The 22,553-nt window shown below is 69.9% G+C and carries 27 protein-coding genes; 14 read left to right on the top strand and 13 right to left on the bottom strand.

Features of this window, described 5'->3' with window-relative positions; all coding sequences use genetic code 11:
* Positions 1 to 130 precede the first annotated feature (130 nt).
* Both bioF and bioD read left to right on the top strand, forming a co-directional pair.
* Positions 131 to 1,282 carry an 8-amino-7-oxononanoate synthase gene (gene bioF / locus ACO06I_RS21855; protein WP_421934728.1) on the top strand — a complete coding sequence of 384 codons (1,152 nt, stop codon included), beginning with the start codon at positions 131 to 133 and terminating at the stop codon, positions 1,280 to 1,282.
* On the top strand, positions 1,279 to 1,941 hold the full coding sequence (gene bioD / locus ACO06I_RS21860) for a dethiobiotin synthase (RefSeq protein ID WP_421934729.1): 663 nt from the start codon (positions 1,279 to 1,281) through the stop codon (positions 1,939 to 1,941). The genes bioF and bioD overlap by 4 nt, the downstream gene beginning before the upstream one ends.
* Here bioD and nhaA read toward each other — a convergent pair.
* Positions 1,927 to 3,114 (bottom strand): Na+/H+ antiporter NhaA, encoded by a 1,188-nt coding sequence (gene nhaA / locus ACO06I_RS21865; RefSeq protein ID WP_421934730.1) that lies wholly within the window; start codon positions 3,112 to 3,114, stop codon positions 1,927 to 1,929. The two genes, bioD and nhaA, sit on opposite strands and share 15 nt — an antisense overlap.
* 83 nt (positions 3,115 to 3,197) lie before the next feature.
* Between nhaA and ACO06I_RS21870 the strand changes: the two genes are divergently transcribed.
* Together ACO06I_RS21870 and ACO06I_RS21875 are read left to right on the top strand one after the other, a co-directional pair.
* Positions 3,198 to 4,610, top strand: a complete 1,413-nt coding sequence (locus ACO06I_RS21870; protein ID WP_421934731.1) for a protein adenylyltransferase SelO — start codon at positions 3,198 to 3,200, stop codon at positions 4,608 to 4,610.
* 71 nt (positions 4,611 to 4,681) lie between these two features.
* A complete protein-coding gene (locus ACO06I_RS21875; RefSeq protein ID WP_421934732.1) occupies positions 4,682 to 5,002 on the top strand; it encodes a plasmid stabilization protein in 321 nt (106 codons plus the stop codon).
* Between the two features lie 79 nt (positions 5,003 to 5,081).
* Here ACO06I_RS21875 and ACO06I_RS21880 read toward each other — a convergent pair whose 3' ends face one another.
* Genes ACO06I_RS21880 through ACO06I_RS21890 form a run of 3 tightly spaced genes read right to left on the bottom strand, consistent with a single transcriptional unit; the run spans position 5,082 to position 7,462 of the window.
* Positions 5,082 to 5,981, bottom strand: a complete 900-nt coding sequence (locus ACO06I_RS21880; RefSeq protein ID WP_421934733.1) for a DMT family transporter — start codon at positions 5,979 to 5,981, stop codon at positions 5,082 to 5,084.
* Positions 5,978 to 6,823: a tRNA glutamyl-Q(34) synthetase GluQRS gene (gluQRS, locus tag ACO06I_RS21885; protein WP_421934734.1), complete on the bottom strand. Its 846-nt coding sequence runs from the start codon at positions 6,821 to 6,823 to the stop codon at positions 5,978 to 5,980. Before gluQRS ends, ACO06I_RS21880 begins: the two co-directional genes overlap by 4 nt.
* 9 nt (positions 6,824 to 6,832) lie before the next feature.
* A complete protein-coding gene (locus ACO06I_RS21890; protein WP_421934735.1) occupies positions 6,833 to 7,462 on the bottom strand; it encodes a TetR/AcrR family transcriptional regulator in 630 nt (209 codons plus the stop codon).
* 784 nt (positions 7,463 to 8,246) lie between these two features.
* On the opposite strand from ACO06I_RS21890, the gene ACO06I_RS21895 reads away from it, so the two are divergent.
* On the top strand, positions 8,247 to 8,807 hold the full coding sequence (locus ACO06I_RS21895; protein ID WP_421934736.1) for an HNH endonuclease: 561 nt from the start codon (positions 8,247 to 8,249) through the stop codon (positions 8,805 to 8,807).
* Here the strand turns inward: ACO06I_RS21895 and ACO06I_RS21900 are convergent.
* Positions 8,804 to 9,454, bottom strand: a complete 651-nt coding sequence (locus ACO06I_RS21900) for a 2-hydroxychromene-2-carboxylate isomerase (RefSeq protein WP_421934737.1) — start codon at positions 9,452 to 9,454, stop codon at positions 8,804 to 8,806. The two genes, ACO06I_RS21895 and ACO06I_RS21900, sit on opposite strands and share 4 nt — an antisense overlap.
* Positions 9,455 to 9,554: 100 nt before the next feature.
* Between ACO06I_RS21900 and ACO06I_RS21905 the strand changes: the two genes are divergently transcribed.
* A complete protein-coding gene (locus ACO06I_RS21905; RefSeq protein WP_421934738.1) occupies positions 9,555 to 9,938 on the top strand; it encodes a DUF4345 family protein in 384 nt (127 codons plus the stop codon).
* Here the strand turns inward: ACO06I_RS21905 and ACO06I_RS21910 are convergent.
* Genes ACO06I_RS21910 through ACO06I_RS21930 form a run of 5 tightly spaced genes read right to left on the bottom strand, consistent with a single transcriptional unit; the run spans position 9,935 to position 13,445 of the window.
* Positions 9,935 to 11,128, bottom strand: a complete 1,194-nt coding sequence (locus ACO06I_RS21910) for an MFS transporter (RefSeq protein WP_421934739.1) — start codon at positions 11,126 to 11,128, stop codon at positions 9,935 to 9,937. The two genes, ACO06I_RS21905 and ACO06I_RS21910, sit on opposite strands and share 4 nt — an antisense overlap.
* Positions 11,125 to 11,766: a GNAT family N-acetyltransferase gene (locus tag ACO06I_RS21915; protein WP_421934740.1), complete on the bottom strand. Its 642-nt coding sequence runs from the start codon at positions 11,764 to 11,766 to the stop codon at positions 11,125 to 11,127. The genes ACO06I_RS21910 and ACO06I_RS21915 overlap by 4 nt, the downstream gene beginning before the upstream one ends.
* Entirely contained in the window at positions 11,763 to 12,326 is a 564-nt protein-coding gene (locus ACO06I_RS21920; RefSeq protein ID WP_421934741.1) for a demethoxyubiquinone hydroxylase family protein, read from the bottom strand. Before ACO06I_RS21920 ends, ACO06I_RS21915 begins: the two co-directional genes overlap by 4 nt.
* A complete protein-coding gene (locus ACO06I_RS21925) occupies positions 12,323 to 12,838 on the bottom strand; it encodes a disulfide bond formation protein B (protein WP_421934742.1) in 516 nt (171 codons plus the stop codon). The genes ACO06I_RS21920 and ACO06I_RS21925 overlap by 4 nt, the downstream gene beginning before the upstream one ends.
* 28 nt (positions 12,839 to 12,866) lie before the next feature.
* Positions 12,867 to 13,445, bottom strand: coding sequence for a YqaA family protein (locus tag ACO06I_RS21930; RefSeq protein ID WP_421934743.1), 579 nt, complete (start codon positions 13,443 to 13,445; stop codon positions 12,867 to 12,869).
* Positions 13,446 to 13,561: 116 nt separating this feature from the next.
* Here ACO06I_RS21930 and hppD point away from each other — a divergent pair, with 116 nt between their 5' ends.
* From hppD to ACO06I_RS21960, 6 genes are all read left to right on the top strand, one after another.
* Positions 13,562 to 14,656 (top strand): 4-hydroxyphenylpyruvate dioxygenase, encoded by a 1,095-nt coding sequence (gene hppD / locus ACO06I_RS21935; protein WP_421934744.1) that lies wholly within the window; start codon positions 13,562 to 13,564, stop codon positions 14,654 to 14,656.
* Positions 14,657 to 15,637, top strand: coding sequence for an isoaspartyl peptidase/L-asparaginase family protein (locus ACO06I_RS21940; RefSeq protein ID WP_421934745.1), 981 nt, complete (start codon positions 14,657 to 14,659; stop codon positions 15,635 to 15,637).
* Positions 15,637 to 16,767 carry a homogentisate 1,2-dioxygenase gene (locus ACO06I_RS21945; RefSeq protein WP_421934746.1) on the top strand — a complete coding sequence of 377 codons (1,131 nt, stop codon included), beginning with the start codon at positions 15,637 to 15,639 and terminating at the stop codon, positions 16,765 to 16,767. Before ACO06I_RS21940 ends, ACO06I_RS21945 begins: the two co-directional genes overlap by 1 nt.
* A 66-nt stretch (positions 16,768 to 16,833) precedes the next feature.
* Positions 16,834 to 17,142: a hypothetical protein gene (locus ACO06I_RS21950; protein ID WP_421934747.1), complete on the top strand. Its 309-nt coding sequence runs from the start codon at positions 16,834 to 16,836 to the stop codon at positions 17,140 to 17,142.
* Entirely contained in the window at positions 17,139 to 18,146 is a 1,008-nt protein-coding gene (locus ACO06I_RS21955; protein WP_421934748.1) for a fumarylacetoacetate hydrolase family protein, read from the top strand. Before ACO06I_RS21950 ends, ACO06I_RS21955 begins: the two co-directional genes overlap by 4 nt.
* Complete coding sequence (locus tag ACO06I_RS21960) at positions 18,143 to 18,700, top strand: MarR family winged helix-turn-helix transcriptional regulator (protein WP_421934749.1); 558 nt, start codon at positions 18,143 to 18,145, stop codon at positions 18,698 to 18,700. Before ACO06I_RS21955 ends, ACO06I_RS21960 begins: the two co-directional genes overlap by 4 nt.
* On the opposite strand, the gene ACO06I_RS21965 is transcribed toward ACO06I_RS21960, so the two are convergent.
* The 3 genes from ACO06I_RS21965 to ACO06I_RS21975 all read right to left on the bottom strand — a co-directional run bounded on the left by ACO06I_RS21965 (position 18,636) and on the right by ACO06I_RS21975 (position 21,198).
* The gene (locus ACO06I_RS21965) at positions 18,636 to 18,947 is read right to left on the bottom strand and encodes a hypothetical protein (protein ID WP_304701728.1); all 312 of its coding nucleotides are present in this window, start codon (positions 18,945 to 18,947) and stop codon (positions 18,636 to 18,638) included. The two genes, ACO06I_RS21960 and ACO06I_RS21965, sit on opposite strands and share 65 nt — an antisense overlap.
* 83 nt (positions 18,948 to 19,030) lie before the next feature.
* A complete protein-coding gene (gene feoB, locus ACO06I_RS21970; protein WP_421934750.1) occupies positions 19,031 to 20,905 on the bottom strand; it encodes a ferrous iron transporter B in 1,875 nt (624 codons plus the stop codon).
* The gene (locus tag ACO06I_RS21975; protein ID WP_421935116.1) at positions 20,902 to 21,198 is read right to left on the bottom strand and encodes a FeoA family protein; all 297 of its coding nucleotides are present in this window, start codon (positions 21,196 to 21,198) and stop codon (positions 20,902 to 20,904) included. The genes feoB and ACO06I_RS21975 overlap by 4 nt, the downstream gene beginning before the upstream one ends.
* A gap of 176 nt (positions 21,199 to 21,374) precedes the next feature.
* On the opposite strand from ACO06I_RS21975, the gene ACO06I_RS21980 reads away from it, so the two are divergent.
* Together ACO06I_RS21980 and ACO06I_RS21985 are read left to right on the top strand one after the other, a co-directional pair.
* Positions 21,375 to 21,755 carry a hypothetical protein gene (locus ACO06I_RS21980; protein ID WP_421934751.1) on the top strand — a complete coding sequence of 127 codons (381 nt, stop codon included), beginning with the start codon at positions 21,375 to 21,377 and terminating at the stop codon, positions 21,753 to 21,755.
* Positions 21,756 to 21,930: 175 nt separating this feature from the next.
* Positions 21,931 to 22,548, top strand: coding sequence for a TetR/AcrR family transcriptional regulator (locus tag ACO06I_RS21985; protein WP_421934752.1), 618 nt, complete (start codon positions 21,931 to 21,933; stop codon positions 22,546 to 22,548).
* Positions 22,549 to 22,553: the final 5 nt, after the last annotated feature.

The following is a 22,553-nucleotide window of genomic DNA, read 5'->3' on the forward strand; positions in this document are numbered from 1 at the left end:
GTGCCAGAATATTCGGGGGCCCATCGGTCGGGCCTGCCGCTGGCTGGCTCCTGCCGGCCGTGCGAGGAGCGCCACCTGCCGTGGCGTCGGGCCTTCCCCCCAACCCCGGCCGGGTGCATATCGCCGCCCCATGACCGACAGCCTCACCGCCTTCGCCGCCGAGAAGCTCGATCAGCTCGAGGCTCGCAGCCTGCGGCGGCGGCTGGTGACCACCGACCGTCTCGACGGCCTGTGGGTGGAGCGCAATGGACGCCGCCTGCTGTCATTCTCCTGCAACGACTATCTCAACCTCTCCCACCACCCGGCGGTGAAGGCCGCGGCCATGGCCGCCGTGGAGCGTCACGGCGCCGGCGCCGGCGCCTCGCGGCTGGTGACCGGCGACCATCCGGTCTTCGTCGCCCTGGAGGCCCGGCTGGCGGCCTTGAAGGGGCATGAGGCCGCCGCGGTGTTCGGCTCCGGCTACCTCGCCAATACCGGCATCATCCCCACCGTGGTCGGCCCCGGCGACCTGGTCCTGGCCGACGACCTGGCCCACGCCTGCATCTGGGCGGGGGCCCAGCTTTCGGGCGCCACGGTGGTGGCCTTCGCCCACAACGACATGGCCGACCTGGCGGCGAAGCTCTCGGCCCACCGCGACGCGGCGGGCCGCTGCCTGATCGCCACCGACGGGGTCTTCTCCATGGACGGGGACCTGGCGCCTCTGGACGCCATCAGCGACCTGGCCCGCGCGCACGACGCCTGGCTGCTGGTGGACGACGCCCATGGCCTCGGCGTGGTGGGACAGGGCGGAGCCGGCGCCGGCGCGGTCTATCCGGGGGCCCGCATCGACCTGGCCATGGGAACCTTCTCCAAGGCGCTCGGCGGCTACGGCGCCTATGTCTGCGCCAGCGCCCCGGTGATCGACCTGATCAAGACCCGGGCCCGCACCTTCGTCTATTCCACGGGCCTGCCCCCGGCCAACGCCGCCGCGGCCCTGGCCGCCCTCGAGGTGATCGCCGCCGACCCGGAGTTGGTCGCCCGTCCCCTGGCCAACGCGCGGCGCTTCACCCGCGCCCTGAACCTGCCCGAGGCCACCTCGGCGGTTGTGCCCATCCTCATGGGGGAGGCCGACCGGGCGCTCGCCGCCGCTCAAGCCCTTGAAGCTCAAGGCTTCCTGGCCGTCGCCATCCGCCCGCCCACCGTGCCCGCCGGGACCGCCCGCCTGCGCCTGGCCTTCACCGCCGGCCACAGCTCGCGGGACATTGACGGTCTAGTGTCGGCCATCGTCGGTCTGATCCCGTGAGGGCCGTCTTCATCGCCGGATCCCATACGGATGTGGGAAAAACCTGGGCCGCCTGCGCGATCCTGAAGGCCGCCCGCGACAAGGGTTGGTCTGTGGAGGCCTTGAAGCCCGTCGTAACCGGTTATCTTCCATCCGTGGCCACCGACACGTCCGATCCCGGTCGGCTGCTGTCGGCCCTCGGTCGGGACCTGTCGGCCGAGGCGCTGGCGGCCATGTCCCCCCTGCGTTTCGAGGCCGCCCTCTCGCCCCCCATGGCCGCCCGGCTGGAGGGGGTGACCCTGACCCTGGCCGACCTGCTGGCCGTCTGCCGCCCGGTCCTGGCCGCCCAGACCGCCGACCTGCTGCTGGTGGAGGGCGCCGGCGGGGTGATGAGCCCGATGGCCGAGGACGCCACGGGCCTGGACCTGCAGCTGGCGCTCGGCCTGCCGACGATCCTGGTGGGCGGGTCCTATCTCGGCGGGGTCAGCCACACCCTCACGGCCCTGGAGGTCCTGCGGTCGCGAGGCCTTGTGGTGCTTGGGATCGTGGTCAGCCAAAGCGCCGATCCCGACGCGCCCGACTTCCCCCAGACGGTGGCCGCCATCGCCCGGTTCGCCGGCGACCTCCCGGTCCTGGCCGCCCCCCGCGACGACGAGTCCTGGGCCTCAGTCCTGCTCTAGATTGCGCCGCGCCTGGGACCAGCTCAGCACCGCCATCCCCAGCAGGGTCGAGGCCACCGATCCGGCGATCACCCCCAGCCGCACCTCGGTCTGGGCCGCCACGTCGCTGGGGCTGAAGGCCAGGCCCCCGATGAACAGGCTCATGGTGAACCCCACCCCGCAGAGCAGGGCCACCCCATAGAGCTCGATCCACTTGGCCCCGGTCGGCCGCCGGGCCAGCTTCAGCCCCATGGCCAGGGCCGCGGCCCCGAACACCCCCACCTGCTTGCCCAGGAACAGGCCGGCGGCCACCCCCAGGGCGACGGGGCTGAACAGCTCCTTCAGCGACAGCCCGCTGAGGCTGAACCCCGCCGCCACGAAGGCGAACAGGGGCAGGATCAGGAAGGCGACATAGCCGTGCAGGCTGTCCATGAAGTAGTGCAGCACCCCGGCCTGACCCGGCCGGCGCGGGTCGATCGGCACCGTCATGGCCGCCGCCACCCCGGCCAGCGAGGTGTTGATTCCGCTCTTCAGGGTGAAGGCCCAGATCAGGGCGAAGCAGCAGGCGTAGAAGAAGTAGGGCGCGTTCTTCCAGCGCCCCAGCAGGAACATCATGGCCAGGGTCGACACCGCGCCGCCCAGGGCCAGCAGGTTGAGCTTGGCGGTGAACAGGATGGCGATCAGGGCCACGGCGCCCAGGTCGTCGGCGATGGCCAGGGTCAGCAGGAAGACCCGCAGCGACGGGGGCAGCTTCTTGCCCACGATGGCCAGCGCCGCCAGGGCGAAGGCGATGTCGGTGGCGGTCGGGGTTGGCCAGCCCTGGGGCGATCCGCCGGGGCCGAGATTGAAGGCGAGATAGACGCCGGCCGGGATCACCATCCCGCCGATGGCCGCCAGGACGGGCAGGGCCAGGCGGCGGGGATTGGACAGCTCGCCCCGCAGGATCTCGTATTTGATCTCCATCCCCACCACGAAGAAGAAGATGGCCATCAGCCCCTCCTTCACCCAGTCCATCACGCTGTGGGTCTCGTCGAAGGCCCCGATCTGGATGGTCAGGGGGTGGGCGATGAAGCCGAAATAGTGCTGTGACCACGGGGAGTTGGCCAACAGGATGGCCGCCAGGGCGGCGCCCGCCAGGATCATGCCCGAGGCAGCTTCTGTCTTCAGGAAATCGAGGGTGATGCGTCGAGCCATGGGCTGTTCGGTAGCATGGCTTGTACGACCGGCGTACCACAACCGGCCTTGCCGCCGACGGATTTCGCCTCCATCTGGCCCCCATGCCCGTCTCGCCCGCCTACCGCCCCGACCCGCGTCTTCCCAGCCTCGGACCGGCCTTCGCCGATCCGGTGGCGGCCGCCGACTTTCCCCAGACCCTGCTGCGGTTCCGCAATGACCGGGCGGCGGCCACGGTGGGCCTGGAGACCCTGACGGACGCCGAGTGGGTGGCCCACTTCGGGCGCTTCCAGCCCCTGCCGGGCAATATCGATCCGCCCCTGGCCCAGCGATATCACGGCCACCAGTTCCGGGTTTACAACCCCGACCTCGGCGACGGCCGCGGCTTCACCTTCGCCCAGATGCGGGAGGTGGGGACGGGCCGCCTGCTGGACCTGGGCACAAAGGGCTCCGGAACCACCCCCTGGTCCCGGGCCGGCGACGGCCGCCTGACCCTGAAGGGCGGGGTGCGCGAGGTGCTGGCCACCGCCATGCTGGAGGCGCTGGGCGTCCCCACCTCCAAGTCCTTCTCCCTGATCGAGACCGGCGAGGCGCTGGAGCGCGGCGACGAACCCAGCCCGACCCGCTCGGCCGTGCTCACCCGCCTGTCCCACGGCCACATCCGCTTCGGCACCTTCCAGCGGCAGGCCTTCCTGGAGCAGCCCCAGGAGATCGTGCGCCTCATCGACTACGTCATCGAGACCTACTACCCCGAACTCGCCCACGCCCCCGACCGCGCCGAGGCGCTGCTGACCGCCGTGGTGGAACGGGCCGGGACCCTGGCGGCCGCCTGGATGGCGGGGGGCTTCGTCCACGGGGTGCTCAACACCGACAACATGAACATCACCGGCGAGAGTTTCGACTACGGCCCCTACCGGTTTCTCCCGCGCAACGACCCCAACTTCGTGGCGGCCTATTTCGACCAGCAGGGCCTCTACAGTTTCGGCCGCCAGCCGGAGGCGGTGTTCTGGAACCTGCAGAACCTCGGCGGCTGCCTGGCCATGGTCAGCGAGCAGCAGCCCCTGGTGGACGCCCTTAACGGCTTCGCCGACGCCTATCGCGGCGGCCTGGCGGCGGCCATGCTGAAGCGTCTGGGCCTGAAGAGTCGGGGCCGGGAGCTGGACGCGGGCCTGGTCAATGCGGCCTTCACGGCGCTGGCCGCCGGGGGCGAGCGGCTGCGCTGGGAGCCCTTCTTCTTCGACTGGTTCTGCGGCGACGTGGGGCGGGCCATGGCCAGTCCGCGGGGCGACATCTACGGGAGCCAGCCCTTCGCCGACTTCCGCCGCCGGGTGGCGGAGACCGAGCCGGAGCGGCCAGGCCGCCTGCTCGCCCCCTACTTCACCCGGACCGAGCCGGAGGAGCTGCTGATCGACGAGATCGAGGCCATCTGGGCGGCCATCGCCGCGGAGGACGACTGGACCGCCTTCCACGAAAAGCTCGCCCGGATCGAAGCCGCGCGGAAGGCCTGGGACCTCTAGACGCCTGGGAACTCCACCGGCCGCCGCCACGTTGGCGAGACGGGTGGGGCTTCATGGCAGGAGTTCGCGTCATGCCCCAGGGCGATAAGTCCAAGTATACCGACAAGCAGGAACGCAAGGCCGACCACATCGCGGAAGGCTATGAAAAGAAAGGCGTCTCGGAGAAGGAAGCCGAGCGCCGGGCCTGGGCCACCGTCAACAAGGACGACGGCGGCGGCAAGCAGGCCGGGGGCTCGGGCCGCGGCAAGGCCACCGGCCACCCGGCGGCCCACAAGGGCGGCGAGAAGGGCGGCAAGGCCTCGGCCAGCCGCTCGGCGGCGGAACGCTCGGCCTCGGCCAGGAAGGCCGCCGCCACCCGCAAGCGGAACGCCGAACACCACGCCCATCATTAGGAGGCTGCGATGAAGGGCATCCTGCTCTGGGCGATCGGCATCCCGATCCCCGTGATCCTCGTCCTCTACCTGCTGGGCGTCATGCGCTGACCGGCGGAGAGTCCGCCGGCCTCGGCCGGCTGGCCCATTGCGCCAGGACCACCCCGGCCAGGGCCACAGCCGCGCCCACGGCGGGCCAGGTGCCCAGCAGCTCGTTGAACAGCAGCCAGCCGAGCGCCGCGGCCACCACCGGCTGGACCAGCACCACCACAGAGGCGGTCGCCGCCGGCAGCCGTCCCAGGGCCCAGGCGATCGAGCCCTGGCCGGCGACGTGCATCAGGCCCAGGCCCGCGCAGGCCGCCCACCCGGCGGGACCGGTGGGAATGATCTGCTCGCCCAGACCCAGGGCGGCCAGCAGCAGCAGGGGCGCGCCCACCAGGGTCGACCAGAACATGATCCGCGTGGCCGAGATGGACTGGCGCGCCGACGAGACCGCCAGGAAGTAGATCGAGTACCAGATGGCCGTCGCCGCCGAGAACGCGTCGCCCAGGGGCGGGTTGCGGCCGGTTGAGCCGGCGCCCTTGGTGAGCGCCATGGTCCAGGCGCCGGCCACGGCGAAGGCCACCGCCAGCAGGAACAGCCGCCGGGGCCTCTGCTTGAGGAAGATCCAGGCGAAGGCGGTCACCAGCACCGGCGTCAGGTTGGAGAGCACCGTGGCCTTGGCCACCGAGGTGTAGGCGATGCCGTAGTGCCAGAAGCCCAGGTCCAGGGCGAAGGCCACCCCGGCCAGCATGGCGGCCCGGGGCGGGGTTCCGATGCCGCCGCCGGCCTTCTGGGCCATGACCGCCAGCAGGGGCAGGGCGAAGACCAGCCGCCAAAATCCCGCCGCCGCCGGCCCGGTCTCCGACAGCCTCACCAGGACGGGCCCGACCCCGATCACGCAGGCGCCCATCAACAGCATGGCCAGGGCCTTGCCGCGTTGCTCGGAGGTGTCGGTCAAAATCCCATCTCCGCGCGTAGGGCCTGCGGGGTCACCCCGGCCGCCCGCAATTCGGCCAGGGTCTGCGCCCGGTCGCGCTTGGCGTAGCGCTTGCCGTCCGGGCCGGTGAGCAGGCGGTGATGGCGATAGACCGGCTCGGGAAGGTCCAGCAAGGCCTGCAGCAGGCGCTGGACGTGCGTCGCCTCGAAGAGGTCCTGGCCGCGGATGACGTGGGTCACCCCCTGCAGGGCGTCGTCCACGGTGACGGCCAGGTGGTAGGCGACCCCGACGTCCTTGCGGGCCAGCACCACGTCGCCGCCCAGCTCGGGGCGGGCGAGGATCAGGCTGGTCTCGCCCTTCGGGCCGGCGCCTTCCTCGCGGAAGGTGAGGGGGGCTTCGAGGGTGGCCAGCGCGGCGTCGAGGTGGAGCCGCCAGGCGAAGGTCTCGCCGGCCGCCAGCCGCCGGGCTTCCTCGTCGGCGGGGAGGGGCCCCCCGCGCCAGGTCTCCATGGCGCCGTGCGGGGCGCTGGCGATGGCCTGGGCGATCTCGCGCCGGGTGCGGAAGCAGCGGTAGAGCAGGCCTCGGGCGGCGAGTCGGTCCAGGGCGGCCTGGTGGTCGGCGGGATGCTCGGACTGTCGGCGCACCGGCTGTTCCCAGGTCAGGCCCAGCCAGGCCAGGTCCTCCAGGATCGCGGCCTCGTACTCGGGCCGGCAGCGGGTGGCGTCGATGTCCTCGATGCGCAGGAGGAAGCGGCCCTGGGCCGCGCGGGCCGCGGCGTGGGCGGTGAGCGCCGAGAAGGCGTGCCCGCGATGCAGGCGCCCGGTGGGGGAGGGGGCGAAACGGGTGACGAAGGGCGCGCTCACGCCCCGGGTTTAGGGCTTATGGTCGTCGGCGAAAATCTTCATGTGCTCGAAGACGCCGCGGAAGAAGGCCTCCTCGCCGCCCAGGGCGGCCTTGAGCGGATCGAACTGCTTGAAGGAGGCCATCTCGGCCAGGCCGTGGGCGGCGCACCAGGCCGCCGTGGTGGCCAGTTCCAGAGAGATCTCATCGGTGGGATCGGCGCCGGCCTCCACCAGGGTGTCGCGCACCTGGCAGTAGGCGCTGTCGTCCTGCATGTGCAGGTGGGAGGGCAGGTCCTCCTTGTCTCGGGAGCCGTCGTACATGATGCGGTAGAGGCTGGGATTGTCGCGGGCGAAGACGACATAGGCGACGCCGAGCGCGGTGAGCTTGTCCTTCACCGAATGGGCCGACTTGCGCGCGGCGCTGAGCGACTCGTTGAGCAGGTCCCAGCCCTCGTGGGCCACGGCGTCCAGCAGCTCGCCCTTGTCCTTGAAGTGGTGGTAGGGCGCGGCCGGACTGACCCCGGCCTCCCGGGCCACGGCGCGGAGCGACAGGGCCGAGGGCCCATCGGATTCCAACAGACGGCGGGCCGCGTCGATCAGGGCGCGGCTGAGATCGCCGTGGTGATAGGGCCGGGTTTCGGCGGCTGCAGTTTCTCTCATCGCGCTCACTGTAAAAGTATATCTGGACGCCGTAAAGATCATCTTGACGCCGCTTAGATGGGTGCTATCTTAGCATCGTTCAAATAACAAACGCCCCGCCTCCCCGCGGGTTCAAACTTAAAAGGTGTGTGTCATGTCTCTCGCAAACTTCGAACGGTTCTTCGATCGCATCGCCCCGGCCGTCCTCTTGGTCCTGGGCCTCACGGTCGCCGCCGCCACGGCAGTGGTCGGCGCCTGAGCCGAAAAGTCGATCCTTGATCGCAAGGGGCCCTGCGGGGCCCCTTTTTGCTGCGCCGAACCCCGACGGCCAGCCTATTCATAAACGCATAGCGTACAGTGTAAAATGTATCTGTACATTGTTCAGATCGTTGCTATCTTAGCATCGTTCACATGAACAGGGCGGCCGGGCCCACCGGCCAGATCAAAAGGAAAAACATCATGTTCGCCAACACCGACCACCGCTTCGCCCGCTTCTTCGACGCCGCCGTCGTGGTCGCTTTCACCGTGCTCAGCCTGACGCTCGCCGGCGCCACCGCCCTCGTCAGCGCCTAATGCCTTCCGGCAGCGCCCCGCTCGCCTGAACCCCCAGGGGGTGCGAGCGGGGACAGCCGCAACCATGCGGTCATGGAGATGTCTCGAAATCTCCCCTATAATTCCCGTGCGTCGGGAATCAGGGGCCTCAGTGTTCCAGCCGATTCGCCGATAGCGCGGTTGAGAATGAGGGCTCCGTCTTCAGTTTCCACGCGTACCCATCTGGCGCCGTAGCGCACCGGGATGCCCGGCGATGAAGGTGCTCACCCACCCGCCGTCCGGCTGGCCCTGTCTCGTGCTCAACGCGGACTTCCGTCCCCTGAGCTACTATCCCCTGTCGCTGTGGCCCTGGCAGGACGTGATCAAGGCTGTCTTCCTCGATCGGGTCGACGTGGTCTCCACCTACGACCAGGAGATCCACTCCCCGTCCTTCACGATGAAGCTGCCCAGCGTCGTCTCGCTCAAGCAGTACGTGACCCAGGACCGGCCGCCGGCCTTCACGCGGTTCAACCTGTTTCTGCGCGACGCCTTCACCTGCCAGTACTGCCATTCCGCGGCGGACCTGACCTTCGACCACGTGGTGCCCCGCTCCCGTGGCGGCCGTACGACGTGGGAGAACATCGTCACCGCCTGCGCCCGCTGCAACCTGACCAAGGGCGGCCGCACCCCGCAGGAGGCGCACATGTTCCCGCGCCACAAGGCCAGGCGCCCCACCGCCTACGAGCTGCAGGAACGCGGCCGCAAGTTCCCGCCCCACCACCTGCATCAGAGCTGGCTCGACTACCTCTACTGGGACATCGAGCTGGAGGCCTAGCGGGCCTTCAGCCCCTGCTGCTCCAGGCGCCACTTGAACTGGTCGAAGCGGTCCTGGCCGAAGAAGGGCTCGCCGTTGAAGGCGATCATCGGCACGCCGTAGTGGCCGGCCTCGCGCTGGGCGATCTGGGAGGCCTCGATCACCGCGTGCAGACGCTCGGCCTCGTCGTCGGCCGCCGCGGCGATCTCGGCGGGATCCAGGCCCGCCCGCGCCGTCGCCTGGGCGATGTGGTCCCCCAGGTGCCAGTCGTCGACGGTCCCGCTCCAGATGGTCTTGCTGACCTCCTCCAGGAAGGCCAGGCCCTTGCCGCGCTCGGCGGCGGCGGCCCCCATCCGGGTCAGGCGATGGATGTGCGGCTGGTCCTTGGGATAGGTCCGGGTGGCGAAGTCCATCAGCACCGGATCGGGCCGGGGCCAGCGGAAGGGCAGGCCGAGGAAGGCCGCCTCGCGGTGGATGTCGACCATGAAGTAGCTGAACCAGAGCGGGTCGCGGGTCTCGAAGAACTCCGGGGTCCGCACCGCCAGGGGATAGACCGGCCGCACATTGCAGGTGACGTCGTAGTCCCGCTCCAGCGCCGTCAGCCGGGGCATGATCATGTAGGAATAGGGCGACCGGAAGGACCAGTAGAGATCGTAGCTGAGCGTCATGGGAAAGGTCCTGGCGGTGGCCCCGGGGGCCTGATTTTGCGTTGCGCGCAAATAGTGGCATGGACCACGCCATAATCAATCCAAAGCTCACGGAGCCTCCATGGTCCGCCTCGTCCTTCGCCTGCTCGTCGGCCTGATCGGCGCGCTCGCCCTGCTGCTGGCGCTGCGGCTCTGGTTCGCCCCGGTTCAGCCCGCCGCCCTGCTTGGCCTGATGGCCCAGAACGGGCTGGGCCTGGCCACCCTGCGGGCCGACGTGGCCGGCTTCTTCGGCGGGGCGGGGATCTTCGCCCTGGCCGCGGCGATCCGCGACGACCGCCGCCTGCTCACCGCGCCCCTGCTGCTGATCGGCCTGGCCCTGTCCGGGCGGATCGTCACCGTGGCCGTGGAGGGGCTGGATTCAACCATGGTCCAGCCGATGGTGATCGAGGCGGTGCTGCTGGTCCTGCTGGCTCTGGGCCGCCGGACCCTGGGCGAGCGGGTCTAGCGCATCTCCTCCGGCGGCTTCACCGTCCGGAACATCAGCAGCAGCAGCAGGTCGTAGCCGATCTTCAGGCCCCCGCCGATCAGCAGGGGCCAGGCGAAGGGGCTCAGGGTCAGCAGCAGGCCGGCGATGGAGGGGCTGAGCGCCGAGGCCAGGCTGCGGGGCACGTTGGTCAGGCTGGCGGCGGCCGCCCGCTCGGGCGGGGTGACGATGGCCATGACGTAGGAGGTCCGCGCCGGCACATCCATGGCCGACAGGGTCGAGCGCACCAGCAGCAGGGCCATGGCCACCGGCAGGCTGGGGGCGAAGGCCACCAGCATCAGGCACAGATTGGCCGGGATGTGGGTGAAGACCATGGTGTTCACCAGGCCGATCTTCTGGGCCAGCCGCCCCGAGGCGAGCTGCGAGAAGGCGGTCAGCACCCCCATCCAGAAGAACAGCGCCGAGGCGGTGGTCAAGGACAGGCCGTAGTGCTGGAAAAGGTAGAGGGCCAGCAGGGACTGGACCAGGAAACCGCCCCCGAAGCTGTCGATGCTGAACAGGCCGGCCAGCAGACAGACCCGATTGCGGGAGGGCCCCAGGGGCTGGCGGGCCTTCTCGGCGTCGCTCTCCACCGCCGGCAGGCCCCGGTAGAGGGCCATGACGATCAGGCCCAGCAGGCCGTAGAGCACGAACATGGCGCGCGCGATGTCGAGGCTGGCCCAGTCCAGGCGGCGGCCCACCTGCTCGGCCACCCCCACCGCAAGGGCCCCGGCCGCCACGCTCAGGGAGCCGGTCAGGCTGTAGCGGGCGAACAGGCTGGTGCGGGCGGCGTCGGTCGTGCTGTGGGCCAGCATCGACTGCTCCAGGGGCAGGAAGGGGCTGACGTCGCCGCCGGAGGGATTCAGCGTGCCGACGCAGCCCACCACCACCAGGGGCCAGAACCCGCCCAGCCCCGCGAAGGCCAGGCCGGTCAGGCACATCAGGCCGGAGACCGTGATCAGCAGCCGGCGCGTGCTGACCCGGTGGGCGATGGCGCCGACGGCCAGGGTCAGGGCGGCCGACCCCAGCAGGGTGGCGGTGGTGAGCACCCCCACCTGCAACGGCGAGAAGCCGAGGGCGGTCAGATACACGGGCAGCAGCAGGGCGACGAAGCCGTCCCCGAAGGCGCGGACGCCCCGGGTCAGCAGCAGGGTGCGGGCGGGGCCGGTCACACGGCCTGGGGTTCGCGCCACATGGCCCAGAGGGGCGGGGCGTCGGGCCGGGCGCGGAACTCCTGCGTCACCTCGAAGCCATAGCGGCGATAGAGGGGCACATTGGCGGCGTTGGAGGATTCCAGATAGGCGGGCAGGCCCTGGGCGTCGACCTTGGCCAGGCCCGCCTTCAGCATGCGCGAGCCGACGCCAAGACCCTGCGCCTCCGGCCGCACGCCGAGGAACCAGAGATAGGCGTGGGGTTCGGTCGGGTGGAGCTCGTCCATCACCTTGCGCATGGCCGACAGCCGGCCCAGCCGCCCGAACCCGGTGGCCGCCAGGATGGTCGGCAGGACCCGCAGTTCCTGGATCAGGCTGTTGGGTCCGAGCTGGGAGGAGGGGATCCAGATGGAGACGGCGCCGCCGGCCGCCGGGCGAGTCACCTCGCCGGTGGGCAGGGCGATCTCCTTGAGGATCATCTTCATGAAGGCCAGGCGGGCGGCCTCGCGTCTGGCGTCGTCCCGCAGGAACCAGCAGAACTGCGGGTCGGTCCGGAAGGCGGCGCTGAGGTCCTCCGCCACCGCGGCGAGGTCGGCGGGTCCGGCGGTCACCGGCGTCTCGGCGCCCCGGCGCAGGGCCTCGATCTCGGCCTCGGTCATAGCTTCTCGCTGATCTTGATGGCGGCCTTGCAGCCGGCGCGGATCACGGCGGCCAGGACCGGATAGCCGGGCGCCTCGCGGGCCCCTTCCTCCAGGGCCTTGTCGCGGTGGGCCAGTTCCTCGTCGCGGAATTTGGAGAGCTCGGCGGCCAGCACCGGATCGCGCCCCTCCAGCTCGGCGATCTGGCCGGCATAGTGCTGCTCGATCACGTCCTCGACGGCCTCGGTGCAGGCGTGCGCCGCCTTGTCCCCCAGCAGGGCCGTGCCGGCGCCCAGCGCGAAGGCCGCCACCCGCCAGAAGGGAGTCATGGCGGTGGGCCGCACCCCATGCTCGGTAAGCAGGTGGTCGAAGCGGGCCAGGTGGACGGCCTCGTCGGCCTCCATCTCGGCGAGCTGGCCTGTGATGCGCTCATGGCCCCGGGCGGCGCCGAGCACCGCGCGCTGGCCGCGATAGATCTGGACCGCCGCCATCTCGCCGGCGTGGTCGACCCTCAGGATCTCGGCCAGCCGGGCGCCGCCGGCGCCCTGGCCGGGACGGGGGGGAACGGGCTTGTCGCTCATGGCCGGCGCCTGTCGTGGAAGATGGCCATGACGCTATAGGCCACGAGCTTCAGGGAGATCAGCACGTTCCAGCCGGCCATGGAGAGGCCCAGGAACCGCCAGGCCGCCTCGTCGCAGGCGGGGGGGCGGATCTTCGCGCCGCCGAGCAGGTCGGCCATGGCGTCGGCGCTGACCCCGGCGCCGGTGGAGGCGCAGGTGGATGGGCCGGGCCACCACTTCCATTCGGCCCCGGCGTGCCAGGTGGCGACGGCGACCCCCACGGCGAAGACCAGGGCGAGCGCCAGGTCGAACAGCCAGCGCCAGCGCAGGCCGCGCGGCAGCTTGGTGATCAGGATGGAGACCAGCGCGATGGTCCCGGCGACCCAGTAGACCTCCCTCTGACGCAGGCAGAGCGTGCAGGGGGCGTAGCCGCCGAAGGTCTCGAAGGCGTGGGCCGCCGCCAGCATCAGGGCGGAGGCGCCGAGCGCCCAGAGGGCCCAGCGGTCGAGGACGGCGCGGATGAGCTGCATCATGGCGCGCGATATGAGCGCAAAACGCGCCTCAGCCCAAGACTTTCAGCGCGACGATGCCGCCGACCAGGATCGTCAGCCCGATGACGGTGTAGAGGGTCAGGCGCTTCTCCACCTGCTCGCGCACCGCCGGCCCGAAATATTTCAGCAGGGTGGCGGTCATGAAGAACCGCGCGCCCCGGGTCAGGACCGAGGCCCAGAGGAAGGTGACGAACGAAAATTGGGCCAGGCCCGCGGCGATGGTCACCAGCTTGTAGGGGATGGGCGTCGCGCCCTTGATGAGGATCACCCACAGGCCCCACTGGTCGAACCAGGCGCGGAAGGCGGCCTCGCCGTCGGCGTGGCCCATAAGGGCCAGCAGCCAGTGGCCCAGGTCCCCCAGGTGGTAACCGATGAAGTAGCCCAGGCAGCCCCCCAGCACCGAGGAGATGGTGCAGAGGCCGGCATAGACAAAGGCGCGGTCGGGCCTGGCCAGCACCATGGGCGCCAGCATGACGTCCGGAGGAATGGGGAAGAACGAACTCTCGGCGAAGGACACGCCGCACAGCATCAACGGCGCATGACGAGATCCGGCCAGGCCCATGACCCAGTCGTACATTTTGCGAAGCATGGCGATCCGAGGTGAGAGTTCACACGTTTGCTAGCAGGCGGGGCAGGACTTGTCTCGCCGCCTCGGATCGGGCAATTGGTTTCATCTGATACTATCCTCCTGGAAGGAGCGCGCGCATGAACGCCCAAGCCCCCACCCGCGACCTGTTCGACAATCCCCTGGGCACCGACGGCTTCGAGTTCGTCGAGTTCACCGCCCCCGAGCCGGAGCAGCTCAAGGGCCTGTTCGAGAAGATGGGCTTCACCGCGGTCAGCAAGCACCGCTCGAAGAACGTTCTCCGGTTCCGCCAGGGCGACATCAACTTCCTGCTGAACATGGAGCCCAGTGGCCAGCCGGCCGACTTCCGCCAGATCCATGGCCCCTCGGCCAACGCCATGGCCTTCCGGGTCAAGGACGCGGCCAAGGCCCTGAAGCTGGCCCTGGAGCGCGGCGCCAAGCAGGTTCAGGGTCCGGTGGGCCCCATGGAGCTGAACATCCCGGCCATCGAGGGGATCGGCGGCTCCAACCTCTATCTGGTGGACCGCTACGGTGCTCAGGAGATCTACGACGTCGACTTCCTGCCGATCCCAGGCGCGGCGGAGGCCGAGGCCCGCAACAGCGTCGGCCTGACCTATCTCGACCACCTGACCCACAACGTGTTCCGCGGCCAGATGACCAGGTGGGCGGACTTCTACGAGAGCATCTTCAACTTCCGCGAAATCCGCTATTTCGACATCGAGGGCCAGCAGACCGGCCTGATCTCCAAGGCCATGACCAGCCCCTGCGGCAAGATCCGCATCCCGCTGAACGAGAGCCGGGACGATCACTCGCAGATCGAGGAGTTCCTCAAGGACTACCACGGCGAGGGCATCCAGCACGTGGCGCTCGGGACCGGCGACATCTACCACGCGGTGGAGACCATGCGGGAGCGCGACGTGCGCTTCCAGAGCGTGCCGGAGACCTATTACGAGCAGCTTCCCGACCGTGTCCCCGGCCACGGCGAGAACCTGCAGCGCCTGCGCGCCGACCAGATCCTCATGGACGGCGCCCCGACCGAGGGCCAGGGTTTGCTGCTGCAGATCTTCACCGAGAACATGGTCGGCCCGATCTTCTTCGAGCTGATCCAGCGCAAGGGAAACGAGGGCTTCGGCGAGGGCAACTTCAAGGCCCTGTTCGAGTCCATCGAGCTCGACCAGGTGCGCCGCGGGGTGCTGCCCGCCAAGGAGGGCTGATTGGCGCCGAAATGGGCGATCGTCGTGCATGGCGGGGCGGGCGTGATCGAACGCGCCCACCTCAAGCCAGAGCAGGAGCAGGCCTATCGCGCCGCCATGGCCAAGGTCACGGAGGCCGGCGCCGAGGTGCTGAGGTCCGGCGGCCTGGCCCTGGACGCCTGTGAGACCGCCGTCCGCCTGCTGGAGGACGATCCCCTGTTCAACGCCGGCCGGGGCGCGGTCTTCACCGCCGAAGGGCGCAACGAGCTGGACGCCGCCATCATGGATGGCCGGACCCTGGCCGCCGGCGCCGTGGCCGGCGTCACGCGCGCGCGCCACCCCATCAGCCTCGCCCGCGCGGTCATGGAGCGCTCGGGCCACGTGATGCTGATCGGCCAGGGCGCCGACGACTTCGCCGCCGACCAGAACCTGGAACTGGCCGAACCTTTCCACTTCCACACCGCCCGGCGCTGGCGCAGCCTGACCAACTTCCTCAAGGCCGAGAACCTGCCGATCCCGCCCGAGCCCGTCGGCGCCGACCGGCCCGATCCCGCCCTGGGCCTGGCTCATGACGAGGGCAAGCACGGCACGGTGGGCGTGGTGGCCCTGGATATCCGCGGCGACGTGGCCGCAGCCACCTCCACCGGAGGCACCACCGGCAAGCGCTGGGGCCGGGTGGGGGATAGCCCCCTGATCGGGGCGGGCACCTATGCGTCGAACGCCGGCTGCGCGGTCTCCGCCACCGGGACCGGCGAGTTCTTCATCCGCCTGACCGTGGCCCGCGACATCTCCGCCCTGGTGGAGCTGAAGGGCATGGGCCTGCAGCAGGCCTGCGACGAGGTGATCCAGAAGCGCCTCACCGCCATGGGTGGCGACGGCGGGGTCATCGCCGTGGCCCCCGACGGCCAGCTGGCCTGGAGCTACAACACCTCCGGCATGTACCGGGCCCGCGCGGCCGAGGGCCAGCCGTTGAGCGTGCACATCTACAAGGACGAATTCTGATGGCTCGAAACTGGATTCCGGTCCGAGGCGCGCAGGGAACCCATTCCCGCCAGGCCCACGCCGACATGCCCGTGGGCACCTATGAGCGGGAGGTCTCCAAGGAGGGCTTCTTCGGCCCCGCCGCCTTCCTGCACCATCCGCGCCCGCCCACCGGCTGGACGAATTTCGAGGGGCCGCTGCGGCCCAGGGCCTTCGACCTGGCCCGGCTGAACGAGGCGGCCGGCTCGCCCTGGGCCGCGCCTGTCGTGCTGCACAACGCCGCCGTCGAGATGCGCTTCTGGAAGCTGGCCGATCCCATGCCGGCCCTGGCCCGCAACGCCGACGGCGACCAGCTGCTGTTCGTCCACGAAGGCGCCGGCGACCTCTTCTGCGACTATGGTCGGATCGCCTATGAGGCCGGGGACTATCTCTATCTGCCGCGCGGGACCATGTGGCGGCTGACGCCCTCGGCGCCCACGGCGGTGCTGATGATCCAGGCCACCAACAGCCACTTCACCCTGCCCGACAAGGGCATGCTGGGGGGCCACGCCCTGTTCGACCCGGCCATGCTGGACACGCCCTCCATGGACGAGGCCTTCCGCGCCCACCAGGCCCTGGCCGGCGAGTTCAAGGTGGAGATCAAGAAGCGCGGCCAGGTCTCGACGGTGACCTATCCCTACAACCCCATCGACGCGGTGGGCTGGCACGGCGACCTGGCGCCGGTCCGGCTGAACGTGCGCGACCTGCGGCCGGTGGTGAGCCACCGTTACCACCTGCCCCCCAGCGTCCACACCACCTTCGTCTCCGACCGCTTCGTGGTCTGCACCTTCGCCCCGCGCCCCTTCGAGACCGATCCGGGGGCGTTGAAGGTGCCCTTCTTCCACAACAACGACGATTATGAGGAAGTGCTCTTCTACCACGCCGGCGACTTCTTCAGCCGCGACGGCATCGACGCGGGCATGATGACCTTCCATCCGTCGGGCTTCACCCACGGGCCGCATCCCAAGGCGCTGAAGAACATGCTCAGCCAGCCCAAGCCGGCCACCGATGAATATGCCGTGATGATCGACACCCGCGACCCGTTGGAGGTTGGCGAGGCCGCCGCGACGGTTGAGAATGCCGCCTATGTCGACAGCTGGAAGACCGCCTAGGTGACCGTTCCCCTCGACCGCAACAAACGCTCGGCCGCGACCGTCCCCATGGACGTGCGCATCTGAATGCCCAGCGTCGACCGCCAGATGGATTTGGCGGACGCCGCCGAGGAAGAACTGGCAAGGGCCTGCGACCTGGGGTGGCGCGAACTCTCCCAGGTCACCCCGTGGGGCGACACCTACGAGGGCTTCACCCCGGCCGGCCGCTCCGCCTGCTTCGAGCGAAACTACCTTTGGGAGAGCGAACCCAAGGGGGACATCCGCGTCGAGGTCGTCGTCTATCAGCCGCAAGCCTATGAGCGTGGAGTTCGCCTGACCCGCGTCATTCCGCGCCGCGATTCAATGAAAACAGACATGGCAGGAGACCAGGAATGAAGCTCGCTTCGAAGAAGTGGGGGCGCGACGGGCGCCTCGTGGTGGTCTCCAACGACCTGGCCTGGTGTGTCGAGGCCAACAATGTCGCCCCCACCCTGCAGGCGGCCCTCGATGACTGGGAGCGGTGCGAGCCCCTGCTGCGCGGCCTGGCCGAGAGCCTGGAGCACGGCTCGATCCCCCGCGTGCGCTTCCACGAGCACAACGCCGAGAGCCCCCTGCCGCGCGCCTATCAGTGGGCGGACGGCTCGGCCTATGTGAACCACGTCGAACTGGTGCGGAAGGCGCGCGGCGCCGAGATGCCCGCCAGCTTCTGGACCGATCCGCTGATGTACCAGGGGGGCTCCGACGGCTTCCTGGCGCCGCGCGATCCCATCCCGCTGGCCGACGAGGCCTGGGGCTGCGACATGGAGGGCGAGATCGCGGTGATCACCGGCGACGTGCCCCAGGGCGCGAGCCGCGAGGAGGGCCTGGCGGCCATCCGCCTGGTGATGCTGGCCAACGACGTCTCCCTGCGCAATCTGATCCCCGATGAACTGGCCAAGAACTTCGGCTTCTTCCAGTCCAAGCCGGCCTCGGCCTTCTCGCCGGTGGCGGTGACCCCCGACAGCCTCGGCGACGCCTGGAAGGACGGCCGGCTCTCGGGCGCCCTGGAGGTGGAGTTGAACGGCAAGCCCTTGGGCGAGGCCGACGCCGGGGTCGACATGACCTTCGACTTCGGAACCCTGATCGCGCACGCGGCCAAGACCCGCGCGCTCGGGGCCGGGACCATCATCGGCTCGGGCACCGTCTCGAATCGTGGCCCCGACGGCGGTCCAGGGAAATCTGTAGCCGATGGTGGTGTTGGCTATTCCTGCCTCGCAGAGTTGCGGACCGTCGAAACCCTTGCCCATGGCGCGCCCAGGACTCCCTTCCTCAAGGCGGGCGACCGGGTGCGGGTTGAAATGCGTGACGCGCGCCGCCACTCCATCTTCGGCGCCATCGAGCAGGAGGTCTTGGCCAGATGACGGTTCAGTCCCCGCCCGCGGACACCGACGCCCCGGCGGGCCTGAAGCTGGACGCCTATCTGCCCTATCGGCTGTCGGTGGCCTCCAACGCGGTCTCGGGCCTGATCGCCCGGGCCTATGAGGACCGCTTTGGCCTGACCATCCCGCAGTGGCGGCTGATCTGCGTCCTGGCGGAGGACGGCGGCCTGACCCAGGGGGCGATCGTGGCGCGCACCGGCATGGACAAGGTGACGGTCAGCCGGGCCGCCCACGGCCTCTCCAAACGCCGGTTGCTGGAGCGGTCGGAGCATCACGCCGACGGCCGTTCACACGTCCTGGCGCTCACCCTGGAAGGATCGCGGCTGCACGCCGAGATCGCGCCCCTGGCGCTCGCCTACGAGGCGGCTCTGATCGCGGGCCTGGCCCCCGACGAGGTGGCGCTGCTGAAGCGCCTGCTCAGCCGCCTTCAGGCCGCCGCGGTCGCCCTGGCGGGCGATGCGCCGCCCAAGGCTAGTGTGCCGTCTCCGGCATCCGTACGCCCCAGCGGTGCGACCCCTCGCCGAAGCGCAGGGTGAAGCCCAGGCTCTCGCGCCGGGCCTCGTCGCGCCAGACCTCCTCGAAGCTGGTGATGACGGAGGCCTCGAGGTCCTCGGGGATATGACGGACGTCGTGGCCCGCGTCGCGGGCCATCTGCATGATGACCTCGCGCCGGTGCGCCTCGCCGCCGAAGAGCAGCAGGGTCTGGCGGATGCGCTCGGCCACGGCCTCGGCGCTGGTCTTAGGGCGCGGCTTCCGCCGCCGTTCGGTCTGGATCTTTTCCATGATCACGCCTCCCATCCAGGAGGTTGCGGCAGACCCGTTTATCGCTGCGTTAAAACTCACGCTTAACTTGTGTTCGTACAATCCTACCCGCCGCCCAGGGCCACCGTGAGCTGGTAGACGATCAGGGCCGCGAGATAGGCCAGGGTGATCATGTAGCCGAACATCACCGCCGGCCACAGCCAGCTGTTGGTCTCGCGCTTCACCACCCCGAGCGTCGCCACGCATTGCGGAGCGAAGACGTACCAGGCCAGGAAGGACAGGCCCGAGGCCAGGGACCACTGGGCCGCCAGGCGGGCCGACAGGCCGCCGGTGGCGGCCTCGGCGTCGCCGACGGCGTAGACGGTGCCAAGCGCGGCGACCGCCACCTCGCGGGCCGCCATCCCCGGCACCAGGGCCACCGACATCTGCCAGTTGAAGCCGATGGGGGCCAGGGCCGGCTGGATGAAGTGGCCGATCATGCCGGCGAAACTGTAGTCGATGGCCGGTCCCGTGGCGCCGGCCGGCGCATAGGGGAAGGTCGACAGAAACCAGACCAGGACCATCAGGGGCAGGATGATACGGCCGGCCCGGCTCATGAAGATCTGGCCGCGCAGCAGCAGGTTACGCGCCACATTGGTGGGGTCGGGCTTCTTGTAGGTGGGCAGCTCCATCATGAAGGGCTCGCTCATGCCCCGCCAGAAGAACCGCCGCATGACGAAGGAGACCCCCAGAGCCGACAGGATGCCGGCCGCATAGAGGCCGAACATCACCAGGCCCTGCAGGCTGAAGATCCCACCCACGTTCCGGTGCGGGATCACCGCCCCGATGATCAGGGTGTAGACCGGGATGCGGGCCGAGCAGGTCATCAGGGGCGCCACCAGTATGGTGGTCAGCCGGTCGCGCTTGTTGTCGATCACCCGCGTCGACATGATTCCGGGGATGGCGCAGGCGAAGGAGGAGAGCAGGGGGATGAAGGCCCGCCCGTGCAGGCCCGCCCCGCCCATGATCTTGTCCATCAGGAAGGCGGCCCGGGCCATGTAGCCGGAGTCCTCCAGCATGATGATGAAGAAGAACAGGATCAGGATCTGCGGCAGGAAGACCAGCACGCTACCGACCCCGGCGATGATCCCGTCGACGATCAGGCTGCGAAGCAGGCCCGCCGGCAGAACCTCGGCCACCAGGCCGCCAAGGCCGGTCATGGCCGCGTCGATCAGGTCCATCAGCGGCGTGGCGCCGGTGAACACCGCCTGGAACATCACCAGCAGCAGGCCCAGCAGGATCATCAAGCCCCAGACGGGATGCAGCAGGACGCCGTCGACCTTGCCGGTCAGGGTGTCGGGCCGCTCCGGCGGCCGGACATAGGCCTTCATCAGGCGCTGGGCCTCGCGGTGGGCGTCGCGGATCTCGGCCGCATCGGGCTCGCGCCAGGTCTGGGCGCCCAGGGCCGCGGCCTCCAGGGTGGTGGCGTCGATCTGGGCCACCAGCTCCTCGATGCCGCGCTTGCGGGTGGCCACGGTGGTGACGATGGGGGCGCCGATCTCGCGGGACAGGCCCTCCAGGTCGATGCGCAGGCCCTGCCGCTGGGCGATATCGAACATGTTGAGCGCCAGCACCAGGGGCCGGCCGACCCGCTTCAGCTCCAGGATCAGCCTCAGCACCAGGCGCAGGTTGGTGGCGTCGGCCACGCAGACGATGACGTCGGGCGGGGTCTCCCCGGCCAGCTGGCCCAGGACCGCGTCGCGGGTCACCACCTCGTCGGGGCTGCGGGCCCGCAGGGAATAGGTGCCGGGCAGGTCCAGCACGTGGATGGTGCGGCCGGTCGTCGTGGTGACCACACCCTCCTTCCGCTCGACCGTCACGCCGGCATAGTTGGCCACCTTGGCGCGGCCGCCGGTCAGGGCGTTGAAGAGAGCGGTCTTGCCGGAATTGGGATTGCCCACCAGGGCGACCCGGGCCGGCGACAGGGCGGCCTGGCTCATGGGCGGTCCAGCAGGACGACGACCTCGCCGGCGTCGCGGCGGCGCAGGGCCACCCGCATGTCGTCCAGGCGAACGGCGATGGGGTCGTGGCCGATGGCGCCCTCATGGATCACCTCGATCCGCGCGCCCTCGACGAAGCCGAACTCCAGCAGCCGGCGCTGAAGCTCCTCGACATCGACCCCGTGGTCCTTGCCGTCGAGGTCGGCGCGCACGTCGATGATCACGCCGCGGTCGCCCACGGAGGCGTCGCTCAGCCGCACGGTGATCCCGACCTCGGGGATCGGATCGGCCATCGCCACCCGGTCCATCGACAGATTGTTCATACGGACGCCCTCACTCGTTGCGAGTGATTATCATTCGGACGTGATTACGTCGAGAGTGCGTTGGAAGAGCCGCTTGCGGCGAAGAGTCTCGCTGGAACCGGGGGCGCGGATCAGGAATTGGCCAGTTCAGGCTGGAGGAAACGCAGTTGGACCTGGTCATCGTCAAGCGCGCCCTGGGCGTGGTCAGCCTGGGGCTCGGCCTTGCGGCCGTTGCGGCGCCCCGGCGGTTCGCGAGGTTCGTCGGCCTGACCTCCGACGAGGAAACCGTGGCCGCCTTCGGCGCGCGGGAGATCGCCGCGGGCGCGGGCCTGTTGTCGCCGGTGCGTCCAGGTCCCTGGCTCTGGCTGCGGGTGGGCGGTGACGCCATGGACCTGATCACGCTCGGCAAGGCCGCCGGTCGCGAGAACCCGCGGCGGGGAGCGGCCATGGCGGCGGCGGCCGTGGTGGGGGCGATCGTGGCGTTGGACATCCTGCTGGCGGCCCATGCCGCCCTCAATCGCCGGGAGGACGAGGCCGCGGCGCAATAGGGCCATTCGCGCTTGCGGCGCGAGGTCCCGCCGCTCCATTGCCGGCCGCTCCTGGGGCCCCAGTGGCGAAAGGGTAGACGCGGCAGACTCAATAACCCTTCTACCTACCCCGCGCCGAGCCGCCAGCTCGCCGCCCCTGTTGCATAGACCGTGCATTCATGTCATCAGTCATGACATGAATGAGTCGGCCCGCTATGTCAGCCCCCTGCGCCGGGAACAGTCAGATCAGACCCGGTCGCGGATCGTCGACGCAGCGCTCGACCTGATCGTCGGCGGCGTCGAGGGGCTGACGATGCAGGATGTGGCGAAGGCGGCAGGGGTCGCGCTGCGCACCGTGTTCCGGCATTTCCCGACCCGCGACGACCTGCTGGACGCCACCTGGCAGGCCATGCAGATTCGGATGGGCGAAACCCCCGAGCTGGAGACCCTGGACGAGCTGATCGGCTTCCTGCCGGAGCTGTTCGGACGCTATGGCGCCATGGAAGACCAGATCCGCGGCGCGATGTTCGCCCAGACCTTCGTGTCCAGCCGCCAGCGGCTGGGCTCGGACCGCGCGAGGAAGGTGCGCCGGGCGGTGGCCGCGCAGTTCACGGGTGGCGACGAGCGCAGCCGCGCCATGGCCGCGTCCGCCGCCTACACCCTGACCGTTCCCCTGGTCTCGATCGTGCTGAAGGAGGCGTTCGGCCTGTCCTCGCCCGAGGCGGCCCGCGCGTCCGCCTGGGCGATCCGCGCCCTGGCCGCGGCCTACGCCGAAGATCCAGAAGCCCTGAATTCCGAAACCCTGAAGTCCTGAAGGAA

The organism is Phenylobacterium sp. (assembly GCF_965229015.1).
Taxonomy (GTDB): Bacteria; Pseudomonadota; Alphaproteobacteria; order Caulobacterales; family Caulobacteraceae; genus Phenylobacterium.